Raw genomic sequence first — 15,072 nt, 5'->3', positions numbered from 1 at the left:
GGCCCCTTCATGCAGTGCTTTGCGTGATTACCGTTCGTCGTCGGCGCCCTCGTGCGAGTCGACGGGAACGTTGACGCTTGAAGAAACATCGGTGCTCATGCGGGTAGCGTTGCCGATCACCTCACCTAGGCTCTCGAAGTAGCGTGCGACAGCGACGCGTTCAACCTTGAGCTGAGCCATGCGATCTTCAGCATCGGCGAGGACCTTCGCGGCTCGATCAGCGGCTGAGTCGTAGGTGGTTCGTGCCCGCTGCTCAGCTTCTGCGACGATACTCGTTGCGCGCTGCTGCGCCTGAAGCTCGATGTCCTGGGCCACCTTGGTCGTGCGAAGCCTTGTGGCCTCGAGTTCGTCGCGCTGCGATGCAAGCAAGACCGTGAGCGAGTTGAGCTGCTCACGGGCTTCAGCGAGTTCATGCTCGGCAGCCTGTGTCGCCTCATCGTAGCGCTGCTTGAGCTGCTGCTCGGTCTCGGCGATTTTCTGCGTGACTGCCGCACCGTTGGTGCGGTGCAGGGCATCGATCTCTTCGCGCACGGTTCGCTCGTAGGCTTCGAACTCCTGGCGCTCGTGTGCCAGGGCCTCTTGCTGCGAGGTGCGGGCGGCCTCAAGCTCCGCTTCGGTCTGTGCCTTGAGTAGCGCGGCCTGCTCAACGGCGGCACGCACGATTTCGTCGTGTTCGAACGTGCGCTGCTGCTTAGCCTGTTCGTTCTCTCGTGCGATTTCAGCGCGGTGAGCTTCGAGCTCGCTCGCAATCACGCGTTCGTGCTCGGTACGCTTCAGCGAGAGCTCGGTGTCGAGATCTGAGATGAGGCGTTCGCGTTCTTCGGCCTGTGCCGCCTCGTCGATCGCGCGCTTTGCCGCGTGTTCGTCGCGATCCTGTTGCAACTCGGCAGCGAGCTGGTCGCGTTCGTTTTGGAGACGTTGCTGGTGGGTGCGCAGTTCGAGCGCAAGCTGCGTCTGCTGGGCGATCCGCTCGTCTTCAAGCGTTGCCGCGAGCTCAGCGGTTTCGCGTTCGATCCGTGCCCCGTGTGAAGCAAGCTCGGTTGCGATACGGGTTTCGTGTTCGCTACGCTCGCGCTCAACCGAGGCAGTATGGGTCGCGAGCTCAGAAGCAATCCTGGCATTGTGAGCGGAGAGCTCTGACTGCAGCATTTCTTCGTGCTCGGCGCGACCGAGTTCGATGGCCTCGTCGTATTGAGCTCGCTCAGAAGCGAGGCGGCGTTCGTGAGCCTCGCGCTCTACGGTAATGCGGTTTTCGTGCTCGGTCTGACTCGTCGTGAGCGAGAGCTCGTGAGCTTCGCGTTCGTTAGCGATCGAGGTCGCGTGTTCGGTTCGCTCGGTGCGAAGAGCGAGGTCATGCGCCTCTTGCTCGGTGGCGATGAGCTCTTCGTGCGCAGTCCGCTCAGAAGCGATGCTCTGCTCGTGCTCGGCGCGCTCGGTGGTGAGTGCTTCGTCGTGGGCAGCGCGTTCTTCGGTGAGCGAAGCGTTGTGCGTTTCACGTTCGGCGAGTAGGGCCGCTTCGTGGGCTTCCCGTTCTGACTGGATGGCCGCGTCGTGGGCCTCTCGCTCTGAAGCGATCGTCGACTCGTGAGACTCTCGTTCGGTCGTGATGGCGCCCTCGTGAGCTTCGCGCTCACGAACGAGGCGAGCTTCGTGGCGCTCGTACTCGGTCACAATGCGAGTGTCGTGATCTTCACGCTCGGTTGCGAGAGCACGGTCGTGCACCTCGCGCTCGCTCGTGAGCGCCGTGTCATGCGCATCTCGCTCGGCGGCAATGGCGGCTTCATGCGCGGCGCGTTCGCTCTCGAGTGCCTCGTCGTGGTGGGCACGCTCTCGCTCGAGCGTGGCGGTGTGCTTGTCGAGGGCTGAAGCGATTTCGGCGCGGTGTTCTTCGCGCTCACTCGTGAGGCGCGCAGTGTGTGCGGCGAGCTCGCGGGCGAGCTTTTCTCGCTGCAGCTCTGCCTCGTCAAGGAGTGCCTGGTCGTGCTCTTCACGGCTGAGAAAGAGGCGTTCTTCGTGCTGATCCTGAATGCGCTTGCGGGTGAGCGTCGCCTGCTGGGCAAGAGCCTCGAGCTGCTGCTCGTGCGCGGCCCGTTCAACCTCGACTGCTCTGGTCGCGTTCGCTTTCAGAGCGACGAGCTTGAGTTCCTGCGCCTCGGCCTCGGCCGCGAGGTGCTGTTCGTGCTCTGCTCGCTCCTGCTGGAGCGCGGCGGCGTGCTGTTCCCGTTCGCTCGTGATGCGCTCGCGCAGCGAGTCGGCCTCGGCGTTAAACGCTAAGGTGCGTGCCTCGTGCGACGACTCGAGCGCGTGCGTGCGCTCAGCGTGCTCCTGCTCAAGGGCAGCCTTTTGGTCGGCCTGCTCACGAGCGAAAGTGGCACGTGCGGTCTCGATTTCTTCGCGCAGCTCAGCTTTCTCACGGTCGAATGCACGCTGCTGCTCATCGCGGTCTTGTTCGAAGCTCGCGCGAGCGCTGCTCGTCTCAGAGTGCAGAGCAGCCGCTTCTTCGCGGGCGGCGGTGAGGAGCTGCTTTGCTTCGTTGTGCGCTTTCGCGATCAGCGCCTGCGTCTCGCGGTCGGTTCGCTCGTTTAGCAGTCGCGCTTCAGACTGCGCTGAGTTCAGCAGGTTCGCCGCACGTGCCTCTGCTTCTTCGACCAGGGTGTCGTAACGTTCTTGGAGTTCCTTGCGCTGTTCGTCGGCCTGCTGCTGAACCGACGCGAGGAGCTCGTCTGACTGCGTCTGCGCGCCAGTCACGAGTTCATCAGCGGTCTCTTGCGCCTGTTGCAGGAGACGCTGCGACTCGGCCTCAGACTGTGAGCGCAGTCGTTCAGCGTCGAGCTCTGACTCGGCGATTAACCGCGTGGCATGGTCTTCGGCAAGCTGCAGGCTTTTCTCGACCCGCAGACCGAGCCCGCTGTAACCGGTTGCCCCGAGCTCTTCGACCTGCTCTTGCAACTCGGCAATGAGCGACACTTGCTCTTCGTTGGTTGCTCCGAGCGTTTCGTGCGCCTCGCGAAGCTGCTGCACATGCGAGGTGAGCTCAGCGATGTTGGCTTCGAGCGAAGCGACCGCCTGATCGACCTCCTGCCGGCGGTACCCGCGAACAGCAGTGGTGAAGTTGTGGGGCGTTGCGGTCAATCTTTTATCCTCTGTTTGATCGGCGGTGGCCGCTCAGGCGACCGCGCACAGGAGGCTCAGAAGAGCCTGTAGCGAATATGTCACGTTCAGACAAGAATAAAGGATACCGCCTAGAATAGTGTGCATTATGGCGCCTCGCGCTCTGACATACACTTCTCTTTAACGTTATGGCGCAAAACGGAACAGGAGCCGCGTGCGATATTTCTTTGCGATTCTCTCTTTGCTCACTGCCTCGGTGCTACTCGTGCTGGGCATTGGGCAGCGAACCTTCTTGGCGCCTGAAACGAGCGTGAAGCACGAGATCACCGCGATCGCTGACGACGCTGAGTACGTCGTGATCCCGGCAGAAATCTTCGATCTCGAAGAGGGCAACCCGTCGGTTGTGGTCTCGGGCGAGAACGTCTTTCTCGCTCTTGGTGAGCAGCGCGATATTGATGGCTGGCTCGCTGAGAGCAAGTATTCGACCGCCCAGCAGGTGACCGATCGCCGCGAAATCACCTCGAAGCAGACCAAGGCGCAAGCCGTGGCTGCTGATGACGATGGCGAGGCAGAAGAAGAGGCCGAGGCCGAATCTGAGACAGTCGCCCACCCGCAGGGCAGCGATCTGTGGCTCAACGAATATGACGGTGAGACGAGCCTCAAGGTCGCGGTTTCTCCTGAAAAGAGTCAGGCGCTGCTCGTGACTGCCGGTGACAAGCCGTCTGCACCCACTGAGGTATACGTCATCTGGGCGCAGGAGCGGGGCACTCCGCTTGCCGGCCCGCTGCTCGTGACCGGTGGGCTGTTCGCCGCGCTCGGCATCATCCTGTACCTGTTCGCCGTTGATCATGATCGCCGTGGCCTCGGGCCGCGACGCGGAAGAAGGGGGCCGTTCTTGGGCCTACGAAACCGTCGCGTACGCCGTTCGAAGCGTTCAGCTCCCGGCAGCTCATCATCTTCTCGACGCGGATCACGCCTCGGTTTTGCCGTGGCCGGTGTTTTGAGCGTCGGTGTCGCTGTCTCGGGCTGCTCGGCATCGTACTGGCCGCAACCAGCCCAGCCTGAGCCCGTCTCGAGCGAGCCGAAGGCCGATGAAAACCTCGCGGTCGTTCCGGTTACTGACCAGCAGATTGACCGCATTCTCGACCGCGTCGTGTCGGTCGCAAATAAGGGTGACGCAGGCCTCGATGCTTCAGAGCTCGAGTCCCGTTTCGCGGGGGCCGCGCTCACAGAGCGTGCAGCCAACTACAAGGTTCGTGCCGCCAATGAGGCCACGTCTCCGTTACCATTCCTCACGACCGAGCGCCTACGCTATGACCTCATTCAGAGCACTGAGAAATGGCCACGTACGCTCTTCTTGACCGTGGAGTCGAGCGATGCGATCGTCGATACCGATGCTGAAGCGGAGCAAGAAAAAGGCGCCGATGACGCGGCCGCTGAAGAGAGTGAAACGACCGACGAAGAGACGGTTGACCCTGTCGAACCGGCCGAAGACCAGAGCCCGACTGTCGTGCTGCTCTTACGTCAGGACAGCCCGCGGGACAATTACAAGGTGCTCAGCACGATCTCTCTTCGGGGTGGCATAGAAATGCCGGCCGCTGCTCCGCTCGACGAGGGCACCGCGGTGCTCTCAAACGACATCAAGACGCTGCGTCTTTCGCCACAAGAAACCGCCGAGACCTTCGCGAGCATCTTGCAACAGGGCACCGACAACGTCGAGGCTTCAGAGCTCTTCTCGCTTGAAGATGAAGCGTTGCTTGAGAAGTTCGGTGCGAACTGGCCTACGCAAAACTGCATTGAGGGCCTGAAATGCGCTGAGAGCGTTGTCGCCGTCGATGAGCCAGTTGCGACGCTCTCAACGGGGCAGGGCGGTGCGCTCATCGTGGCAACGCTCCGTGAAGATCACGTGATGGAAATCGAGAGCGAGCGGGATCTCGTGAAGCTCTCAGACGTTGAGAAGGCTCTCGGCCTTGACGGCGCCTACTCGAAGGTGACCAGGCAGTGGCAGCACAGCGTGCTCTTTTACGTTCCCACTGCAGACTCGCAAGACAGTATTCAGATTCTCGGTTCGTCGACCCAGGTGATCGGCGCGACCGGTACGAAGAAGGAAATTGATTAACGATGGCACAGTTTAGCGGTGGCGCAGTAGACCTCAGCGGTATTGTCAACCGTGCGCAGCAGCAGTCTTCGGGCGCGGGGGCTCAGCAGCCCGGCGCGGGCGGCGCTCAGCCCGGTGGTCAGGCTCCTGTCGTCGACGTTCCGTCGATTGTGATGCAGATTACCGACGATACCTTCGAACAGCTCATGCAGCTCTCGCAAGTCGTTCCCGTGGTGGTAACCCTCGGCGCTCCGAACTGTGAACCATGCGATGAACTGGAGCCCCATTTGGTCGCGGTGACTCGCGAGCTTGAGGGGCGTGTGTTGCTGGCTACGGTCGACGCTGAGGCGAACCCCGGATTGCAGCAAGCCTTCCAGGTGCAGCAGCTCCCAACGGTGGTTGCCGTGATCGCGGGACAGGCCATCCCGATGTTCCAGGGCGTGCAACCTGCAGAGCAAATTCGCGAGGTCTATGCTCAGCTGCTTACGGTCGCAGCGCAACAGGGTGTGACTGGCCGGGTGAACGCCCCCGACTTGAACGCCGGGGCTGAAGAGACGGCCCCCGAGCCCGTTGTGAACCCTGAACACGAACCGGCACTCGAAGCGATTGAGCGTGGCGACTATCCTGCGGCGATCGAGGCTTACGAGAAGGTTCTCACGCGTGCCCCACGTGACGAAGAAGCGAAGGCTGCCCTTGCTCAGGTACGCCTGCTCGACCGATTGACCGGTGTCGAAGCCGGCCAGGTTCGGGACGAAGCTGCCGCAAACCCCACCGACATCGATGCTCAGATGCGTGTCGCTGATCTCGACCTTTCGGGTGGGCACCTTGAAGACGCATTCCTGCGACTGCTCGAGCTCTTCCCAGCGGCGACTCCCGAAGATCGCAACCGAATTCGTGAGCGCCTTCTTGAACTCTTTGAGGTCGCGGGCCAGGCTGATCCGCGTGTTACCGCTGCGAGGGCAAGGCTCACAAACCTGCTCTTTTCGTGATGCCAAGAAGCTACCTCGACCACGCCGCAACCTCACCGATGCCCGCATCGGTGCGAGAGGCGTACAGTGAAGCACTCGCGATCGTGGGCAACCCCGCATCGGTTCACGCACACGGGCAAGACAGCGGGGTGTATCTCGAAGACGCTCGGCGAAGGGTGGCTGAGGCGCTCGGCGCTGAACCGGTCGAGGTGACCTTCACCTCGGGAGGAACCGAGTCGATCAACATTGCCCTCAAAGGCATGCTGTGGCACGCCACCGCGGGCAACCCCGATCGCAAGGTCATCATGCTGCCGCGCACGGAGCATCACGCGACGCTCGATGCCGCGATGTGGGCCGAAGCGCGGCAGGGGGCAGAACTCTTCTGGCTGCCGGTTACCGCAGAGGGCGTCGTGACGCCCGAGGCTCTCGAAGCAGCCATCACAGAGGTTGGCGCGCACCGCGTTGCTCTTGTGACCGTGCTGCTCGCCAATAACGAGGTAGGCAGTATCGCTGATGTGTGGGGGCTCTGCGCGGTCGCGAAGCGTGCGGGAGTGCCGGTGCACATCGACGCCGTTGCGGCGCTCGGTCAGGTGCCGTTGCACTTCGACGATTGGGGCGCTCAGCTCATGAGCGTTTCGGCGCACAAGATCGGTGGCCCGGTTGGCGTTGGCGCGCTCGCGATTGCTCGCGACGCAAAGCCCGAGGCCCTGCTGCACGGCGGATCGCAACAGCGGGGTCGCTCTGGCACCCAAGACGTCGCCGGTGCGGTTGCCTTTGCCGCGGCTCTTGACTACCTCGGTCCCGTCGAAGCGTACGCCGAGCGCCTCGCCGAGAAGCGTGACCGGCTCATCGCCAGGGTCACAGAGGCCGTTCCAGAAGCGGTTTTGCGCGGATCGAACCCGGCGGGGCCAGATCGCCTTCCCGGCAACGCCCACTTCACCTTTAGCGGGTGTCAGGGCGACTCGCTGCTCTTTCTGCTCGATACTCAGGGCATCTCGGTCTCGGTGGGATCTGCGTGTCAGGCCGGTGTGCAAGAGACTTCCCACGTGTTGCTCGCGATGGGCCTGCCTGAGCATGAGGCGATTGGGTCGCTGCGCATCACCATTTCAGGCGATACCACAGACGAAGAGCTCGACGCGTTCGTGCAGGCCTTACCCGCCGCATACGAACATGCGCGCAACGCGGGGCTCGTGTAACACGACACTCGATGCGGCAAATCCTGCCGCGTAGGATGGAAGAATGAAAGTTTTAGCAGCGATGAGCGGCGGGGTTGACTCGGCCGTTGCGGCCGCACGAGCGGTCGAAGCAGGGCACGAGGTTGTCGGGGTGCACCTGGCGCTCTCACGTATGCCAGGCACGCTTCGTACGGGGGCACGCGGCTGCTGCACCATTGAAGATTCGATGGACGCGAGGCGCGTAGCCAGCCAGCTCGACATTCCATTTTATGTGTGGGATTTCAGCGAACGTTTTCACGACGACGTCGTGCAAGATTTTGTCGACGAGTACGAGGCAGGCCGAACGCCGAACCCCTGCATGCGCTGCAACGAGAAAATTAAATTTCAGGCGCTGCTCGACAAGGCCATCGCGCTTGGCTTCGACTCGGTAGCGACCGGGCACTACGCAAACGTCGTCGAGGGGCCCCACGGCATCGAACTGCACCGAGCAAGTGCATGGGCAAAAGACCAGTCGTACGTTCTCGGTGTTCTGCGCGAAGACCAGTTGCGCCACTGCTACTTTCCTCTTGGAGACACACCTTCGAAAGACCTCGTGCGTGCCGAAGCGGCAGAGCGGGGCATCGAGATCGCACAAAAGCCTGACAGCCACGACATCTGCTTCATTCCCGACGGCGACACTCGCGGCTGGCTGAGCGACAAGCTTGAGCGCGAGCCCGGTGAGATTGTCGATGAGTCTGGCGCAGTGCTCGGCACCCACGATGGTGCACGCGGCTACACGATTGGCCAGCGCAAGGGTCTTGCGATTGGCCACCCGGCCCCCGACGGGAAACCGCGTTTCGTGCTCTCGATTCGCCCTGTCTCAAACCAGGTTGTTGTCGGATCGCGCGAGCAACTCGCCGTCGAGCAGATCGCCGGAGGCCGTTTCTCGTGGGCAGGCGAGCCCGGTATCGATCTCGCGGAACCCTTTGCCTGCGAGGTGCAGATTCGTGCCCACGCCGACCCCGTTCCTGCGACCGCAAGGCTCGTCCAGATCACCGAGCGCACCGAACTCACGAGAAAAGACGCGACCCACGAGGTCATCGTCGACGTTGATGAGCCGCTCCTCGGAGTAGCTCCGGGTCAGACCGCGGTGCTGTACATCGGCACTCGCGTGCTCGGCCAGTTCACGATTGACCGCTCTCGCTCGGCTGCAAACCCCTCGGGAGAGGGCGACGCGGCACCTGAAGATTCGCAAGCTGAGACACTGATGAAAGAGACTCATGGAGCCGCGTAGCGATGTACCGGGCTTTGCCGAGGCGCGTGCCGAGGCAGAGGAACTTGCCGAGCAGATCGAACGGTACCGTGCGAGCTACTACGACGGGGTAAGCGAGGTTTCGGACGCCGAGTTCGACGTTCTGTTTCGCAGGCTCGAGCATCTTGAGCAGGCATACCCAGAGCTGAGCGGGCAGGACAGCCCGACGAAGCGGGTTGGTGCACCGACGAACTCTGCGGGTTTTCCACCGCACGAGCACGCCGAACGGATGCTCAGCCTCGATAACGTCTTTTCAAACGACGAGCTTCGCGAGTGGTGCGAAAAGACCACGGCGCAGGCAGGACCCGTCGAGTGGCTTACCGAGCTCAAGATTGACGGGCTTGCGATCAGCCTCGCCTACCGAAACGGTGTGCTTGAATCGGCGGCAACGCGCGGCGACGGACGCGTGGGCGAGAACATCACCGAGAACATCGAGTGGGTGGGCGCGATTCCGAGACGCCTCCAGGGAGAATCGGTTCCCGAGTTCGTCGAGGTTCGAGGAGAGATTTTCCTGAGCCGCGAGAACTTTCTTGCGCTGAACGAACAGCAGCACGAATTTCAGGAGGCCTTCGAGCGAGACCAGCTCGCGCGAGGCAAGAAACCCGAAGAAATTCCCACACGCTTTCCCGAGTTTGCCAACGCGCGCAACACGGCTGCGGGCACGATCCGCCAAAAAGCCGAAAAGCGCAGCGAGGCCGAGCGCGAGATCATGCGAGCAAGGCTCGGTAGACTCTCGCTCTTTGTGCACGGCATTGGCGCCTGGGAGGGTGCCCCTGTCGCGACCCAGTCGGCCGTGTACGACCTCTGTGCTGCGTGGGGGCTGCCCGTTTCGCCATTCTCGCGCGTGCTCACGAGCGTCGCAGAGGTCATCGAGTTTGTTGATTATTACGGCGAACATCGACAAGAGGCTCCGCACGACATCGATGGCGCGGTAGTCAAGGTCAACGACTTCTCGGTACAGCGCGAGCTCGGCATGACGAGTAGGGCGCCACGTTGGGCGACTGCGGTGAAGTACCCCCCAGAAGAGGTGCACACGAAACTCGAGGCCATCAAAGTGGGGGTCGGGCGAACCGGGCGAGCAACACCGTATGCCGTCATGACGCCCGTGAAGGTCGCTGGCTCGACAGTGTCTCAGGCCACGCTGCATAACCAGGAGGTTGTCAAAGCGAAGGGTGTGCTCATCGGCGACACGGTGGTGCTGCGCAAGGCCGGTGACGTCATTCCCGAGATTCTCGGGGCCGTGGTCGAGCTGCGCGATGGCAGCGAAACGGTCTGGCACATGCCAGAATGCTGCCCAGAATGTGGCACGCCGTTGCGCGCGATGAAAGAGGGCGACATCGACCTTCGCTGTCCTAATGCTCAGGCATGTCCAGCGCAGGTGCAGGGAAGAGTTGAGCACATTGGCTCTCGCGGTGCACTTGACGTCGAAGAGCTTGGCGAGATTACCGCGGCAGCGCTCACGAGACCCGAGTCGCCTGAAACGCCACTGCTCGTGACCGAGGCAGGCCTTTTCGCACTGAATATCGACGATCTCGTGCCGATTGAGGTGCTCGTCAAAGACACCGAGACGGGCGAAGTAAAGCTTGACCCCGAGACTGGCGATCCGGTTCGCAGGGCGCCGTTTCAAAAGGTGACGCTGACGTACCCGCCTGGGGCCGAGGGGCTCACCGCAGCCGAGCGGCGTGCGCAGGGCGTTCGCAAAGATTTTCGTCAGGTAGAGCCCTCGAAAACCGCGGTTCGCCTGCTAGAAGAACTCGAAGCGGCGAAAACGAAGCCGCTCTGGCGCTTGTTGGTCTCGCTCAACATTAGGCATGTGGGGCCCGTTGCTGCCCGGTCGCTCGCTGACTGGTTTGGCTCGCTCACAGCGATTCGCGAGGCAACCGCCGACGAACTCGCACAGGCGCCCGGCGTCGGTTCAATCATCGCCGAGTCGCTCCTTGCTTGGTTCGAGGTCGACTGGCATCTCGAAATCGTTGATGCTTGGACAGCCGCGGGAGTGCGCTGGGAAACCCCGGGACATCCAGGGCCCGGCGCGGCCGAAGAGCCTGATGGCGTCTTGGCTGGCCTCACGGTTGTTGCAACAGGAAGCATCGAGGGTTTCACCCGCGACGGCGCGAAGGAAGCGATCGTTTCTGCCGGTGGCAAGGCTGCTGGTTCTGTCTCGAAGAAGACCGACTTCGTGGTTGCGGGCGAGGGAGCGGGGTCGAAGCTTGCGAAGGCCGAAGAACTCGGTATTCGAGTGCTGGATGCTGCTCAGTTTGTGACGCTACTCGAGTACGGGCCTGAGGGGCTTGATCGTTAACACTGCCCTTGTTGCAGGTCTGGGGCTGCTGTTTGTGGATAACTCCCGCGAGGCACTGCGAAACCTTAGGCTGAGTGTAAGGCCCGATGAGTGGAGGAGAGCCGATGCTACAAGAGCGTGAGCACGTGAGAACCGAATGGGCGCAGAGCGACCCGATTCTGCAGCACTATTACGACACCGAGTGGGGCATGCCGGTCACTGATGAGACCGGGGTTTTTGAGCGGCTCTGTCTCGAAGCATTTCAGAGCGGTCTCTCGTGGCTGACGATCCTCAAGCGACGCGATGGCTTTCGCGAGGCCTTTGACGGGTTTGACCCTGAGCGTATTGCGGGTTACACCGAGCGCGATATCGAACGGCTTCTTGGAGACAGCAGAATTATTCGGAATCAGCGCAAGGTAAGGGCTGCTGTGACGAACGCTCAGCAGACGCTTGAGCTGCGAGAACACTATGGCGGGGGTCTTCCAGAACTGGTGTGGTCGCACATGCCTGAACAATCGCCGGTTTTTGAGCAGAACGCCGAGGCTCCCACAACATCGGCAGAATCAGTTGCCCTCGCAAAGCGCCTCAAAGGCCACGGCTTTTCGATGGTTGGCCCGACCACGATGTTCGCGTTGATGTCGGCAATCGGGATCGTCGATCTGCATATTCAGGGCAGTTTTCGCAGGGGTTGTTCGGGTCTTTGGCGGGTTGACGGCACGCGCACCGAGCTCGAAGCGCCATTTCAGAGCTCTGCGGGCTGAAAAGGCGTAGAATAGGGTGGTTCGCTCCGACACTGACCAGGAGAAGTATGCCCGAGAAAAGCGCCGACCACGGCGTCATGAACGAAGAAGCTGTGCGGGGTCTCGCTCAGACCATGCAAATTGAACTCACCGACGAAGAGGCGACAGCCCTTGCTGCCGACCTCAGCGCAACTATTGCGTATGCCGAGCGGGTAGAGGGGTTTGCGAATCAAGAGGTAACCCCGATGAGCCACCCCATTCAAGACTTGAACGTGATGCGGCCCGATGAGGTGAAAGAGGTGCTCTCGCTCGATGAAGCTCTTGAGAACGCCCCTGAGGTGACCGATGGTATGTTCCGCGTTACATCAATCATGGGAGGCGAACAGTAAATGAGTGCACTGACGCAACTGACCGCCGCCGAGCTTGCTGAGAAGCTGCAAGCTCGTGAGGTCTCAGCTGAAGAAGCCACGAAGGCGCACCTTGACCGAATCGATGAGGTGAACGACCAGGTTGGCGCGTTCCTCGTCACGAACGATGAGGCTCTTGAGGCTGCCCGTGCCATCGACGCCCGCAGGGCCGGAGGTGAGAGCCTGCACGAACTCGCGGGTGTTCCCGTCGCGGTGAAAGACGTGCTCGTCACCACCGAGATGCCCACGACCGCATCTTCGGCAATTCTCAAGGGGTATCGCTCGCCCTTCGACGCGACGGTCGTGACCAAGGCCCGTGAAGCTGGCCTTGTGCTGCTCGGCAAGACCAACATGGACGAGTTCGCGATGGGCTCGACGACCGAAACCTCGGCGTACGGCAACACCCACAACCCGTGGAACCTTGACCGTGTACCTGGTGGCTCAGGCGGTGGATCGGCAGCAGCCGTGGCATCATTCATGGCCCCGTTGGCCTTCGGCAGTGACACGGGTGGCTCCATTCGCCAGCCCGCCTCGCTTACCGGAACCGTTGGCATGAAGCCGACCTATGGTGGCGTGAGTCGCTACGGCTCGATCGCCCTCGGCTCATCACTCGACCAGGTGGGCCCCTGCGCGCGAACCGTGCTCGACACCGCGCTCATGCACGACGTCATCGTCGGCTTCGATTCACACGAATCAACCTCGGCGAAGCGTGAGTGGCCCTCAATGGCCGCCGCAGCGCGTGAGGGTGCAACTGGTGAGTCGCTGAAGGGTCTGCGCATCGGCGTCGTATCGCAGTTTGCAACCGATGCCGTCGAGCCCGACGTTGCTCAGCACTTCGACGCAATGATTGCCGAAGCGAAGCAGCAGGGCGCCACGATCGTTGAGATCGACGCAGAAGCCCTTACCTACGGTGCGGCCGTGTACATGCTGCTCATGTCGGCAGAAGCCTCGAGTAACCTCGCAAAGTTTGACTCGGTTCGCTTCGGCCAGCGAGTGGTGCCCGAGGGGGCCGCAAACGTTGAAGACGTGATGAGCGCGAGCCGCGGTGCAGGCTTCGGCTACGAGGTGAAGCGGCGACTGCTGCTCGGCACCTATGCACTGTCTGCGGGCAACTTCGACCGCCTGTTCATTGGGGCGCAGCGGGTACGCGCGCAGATCACCGAGGCACTCGTCTCGGCATTTGCCAACGTCGACGTTATCGTCACCCCGACCTCGGCAACGACCGCCCAGCGCTTTGCGAACGAGCAGGTAAACCCCGATGCGGGGCTGCTGACCGACTCGATGCTCACCGCGGCGAACCTCTCGGGTATGCCAGCGCTTAGCGTTCCGGTTGGCGTCGCGCAAGACGGGCTGCCCGTTGGCCTGCAGGTCATCGCACCGACCTTTGAAGATGCGCGGGCGTACCGCGTGGGCGCTGCCTTTGAACACCTCGTCGCTGCTCGCGATGGGGCACCGTTCTGGCAGTCCATTCCAGCACTCTCAGGAAAGGCGAGCGCATAATGGCAAAAACCAAGCTCATGGACTTTGACAAGGCACTCGAACTGTTTGAGCCGGTCATCGGCCTCGAGGTGCACGTCGAGCTCAACACGAAGACCAAAATGTTCTCGACCGCTCCCAACACCTTTGGAGCAGAACCGAACACGAACCTCACCGCCGCCTGCCTCGGCCTTCCCGGCTCACTGCCGACGGTCAACGAAGAAGCGGTTCGCTACTCGATGAGTCTCGGCCTTGCGCTCGGGTGCGAGATTCGCGAGGTAACCGGCTTCGCGCGCAAGCACTACTTCTACCCAGACCTCGGGAAGAACTATCAGACCTCGCAGGCTGATGACCCGATTGCTTACGACGGCAGCGTCGAGATCGAGCTCGCCTCTGGCCGCGTGATCCACGTTCCCATCGAGCGCGCTCACATGGAAGAAGACGCTGGCAAGCTCAACCACATCGGTGGCGCTACTGGCCGCATTCAAGGAGCAGAGTACTCGCTGGTTGACTACAACCGCGCCGGCGTTCCGCTCGTTGAGATCGTCACGCGACCGATTTTCGGTGGCGAGGCAGACACTCCAGAGATCGCCGCTACATACGTGTCAACGATTCGTGACATCGTCGTAGCGCTCGGTATTTCAGACGCGCGCATGGAGCGGGGCAACATTCGATGCGACGCGAACGTGTCGCTGAGCGTGCGTGGCTCGGGCAAGCTCGGAACACGCACCGAGACGAAGAACGTGAACTCGCTGCGCTCAATCGAGCGCGCCGTGCGCTTCGAGATTCAGCGCCAGGCCGAACTGCTCAGCCGTGGAGTCGAGATCACACAGGAGACTCGTCACTGGCACGAAGACACCGGCGAGACCTCACCAGGCCGCCCGAAGTCAGACGCCGACGATTACCGGTACTTCCCAGACCCAGACATCGCGCCGCTGACCCCCTCTCGTGAACTCGTCGAAGAGCTGCGCGCAGCGCTTCCTGAGCACCCAACGCTTCGCCGGCGCAGGCTGCGCGACGCATGGGCATTCAGCCAGCTTGAGTTCCAGGACGTCGTCAACGCAGGCCTCATCGACGCGATCGAAGAGACCGTCTCGATCGGTGTAGCACCCCAGACCGCCCGTAAATGGTGGACTGGTGAGGTGGCCCGCATCGCGAAAGAGCAAAACGCTCAGCCGACCGACGTGATGACCCCCGAGCAGATCTCGCAGGTCGTGAAGCTGGTCGACGCTGGAACGCTCAACGATAAGCTCGCCCGCGAGGTCATTCAGCGAATGATCGACGGTGAAGGCTCGGCACAGGAGATCGTTGACGCGCAGGGTCTCGCAATCGTTTCTGACGAGGGCGCACTCGTTGCCGCCATCGACGAGGCGCTCGCGCAGCAGCCAGACGTGCTCGAGAAGATTCGCGACGGTAAGGTCCAGGCCGCCGGTGCCATCATCGGATCGGTGATGAAAGCGATGCGCGGGCAGGCAGACGCCGCACGCGTTCGTGAGCTCATCATGGAGCGGGCAGGCCAGTAGCC

At 62.0% G+C, this 15,072-nt stretch carries 10 protein-coding genes; 9 read left to right on the top strand and 1 reads right to left on the bottom strand.

Going from position 1 to position 15,072, the window contains the following annotated elements:
• Nucleotides 1-27: 27 nt before the first annotated feature.
• Nucleotides 28-3,132 (bottom strand): hypothetical protein, encoded by a 3,105-nt coding sequence (locus tag JSO19_RS01200; protein WP_270909219.1) that lies wholly within the window; start codon nucleotides 3,130-3,132, stop codon nucleotides 28-30.
• A 193-nt stretch (nucleotides 3,133-3,325) separates the two neighbouring features.
• On the opposite strand from JSO19_RS01200, the gene JSO19_RS01195 reads away from it, so the two are divergent.
• The 9 genes from JSO19_RS01195 (at nucleotide 3,326) to gatB (ending at nucleotide 15,070) form a co-directional block, all read left to right on the top strand.
• The gene (locus JSO19_RS01195) at nucleotides 3,326-5,230 is read left to right on the top strand and encodes a hypothetical protein (RefSeq protein ID WP_270909218.1); all 1,905 of its coding nucleotides are present in this window, start codon (nucleotides 3,326-3,328) and stop codon (nucleotides 5,228-5,230) included.
• Between the two features lie 2 nt (nucleotides 5,231-5,232).
• Complete coding sequence (locus tag JSO19_RS01190; RefSeq protein WP_270909217.1) at nucleotides 5,233-6,198, top strand: tetratricopeptide repeat protein; 966 nt, start codon at nucleotides 5,233-5,235, stop codon at nucleotides 6,196-6,198.
• A complete protein-coding gene (locus JSO19_RS01185; protein WP_270912080.1) occupies nucleotides 6,198-7,373 on the top strand; it encodes a cysteine desulfurase family protein in 1,176 nt (391 codons plus the stop codon). Before JSO19_RS01190 ends, JSO19_RS01185 begins: the two co-directional genes overlap by 1 nt.
• 43 nt (nucleotides 7,374-7,416) lie before the next feature.
• Nucleotides 7,417-8,625, top strand: coding sequence for a tRNA 2-thiouridine(34) synthase MnmA (gene mnmA / locus JSO19_RS01180; RefSeq protein ID WP_270909216.1), 1,209 nt, complete (start codon nucleotides 7,417-7,419; stop codon nucleotides 8,623-8,625).
• The gene (ligA, locus tag JSO19_RS01175) at nucleotides 8,612-10,945 is read left to right on the top strand and encodes an NAD-dependent DNA ligase LigA (protein WP_270909215.1); all 2,334 of its coding nucleotides are present in this window, start codon (nucleotides 8,612-8,614) and stop codon (nucleotides 10,943-10,945) included. Before mnmA ends, ligA begins: the two co-directional genes overlap by 14 nt.
• A 104-nt stretch (nucleotides 10,946-11,049) precedes the next feature.
• A complete protein-coding gene (locus JSO19_RS01170; RefSeq protein WP_270909214.1) occupies nucleotides 11,050-11,685 on the top strand; it encodes a DNA-3-methyladenine glycosylase I in 636 nt (211 codons plus the stop codon).
• A gap of 47 nt (nucleotides 11,686-11,732) precedes the next feature.
• Complete coding sequence (gene gatC, locus JSO19_RS01165) at nucleotides 11,733-12,053, top strand: Asp-tRNA(Asn)/Glu-tRNA(Gln) amidotransferase subunit GatC (protein ID WP_270909213.1); 321 nt, start codon at nucleotides 11,733-11,735, stop codon at nucleotides 12,051-12,053.
• Nucleotides 12,054-13,571, top strand: a complete 1,518-nt coding sequence (gene gatA, locus JSO19_RS01160; RefSeq protein WP_270909212.1) for an Asp-tRNA(Asn)/Glu-tRNA(Gln) amidotransferase subunit GatA — start codon at nucleotides 12,054-12,056, stop codon at nucleotides 13,569-13,571.
• On the top strand, nucleotides 13,571-15,070 hold the full coding sequence (gene gatB, locus JSO19_RS01155) for an Asp-tRNA(Asn)/Glu-tRNA(Gln) amidotransferase subunit GatB (RefSeq protein ID WP_270909211.1): 1,500 nt from the start codon (nucleotides 13,571-13,573) through the stop codon (nucleotides 15,068-15,070). The genes gatA and gatB overlap by 1 nt, the downstream gene beginning before the upstream one ends.
• Nucleotides 15,071-15,072: the final 2 nt, after the last annotated feature.

This window comes from Leucobacter sp. UCMA 4100, from assembly GCF_027853335.1.
Classification (GTDB): Bacteria; Actinomycetota; Actinomycetes; order Actinomycetales; family Microbacteriaceae; genus Leucobacter_A.
The sequence above is the reverse complement of the archived record's forward strand: the minus strand, read 5'-3'. Positions and strand labels throughout refer to the sequence as shown.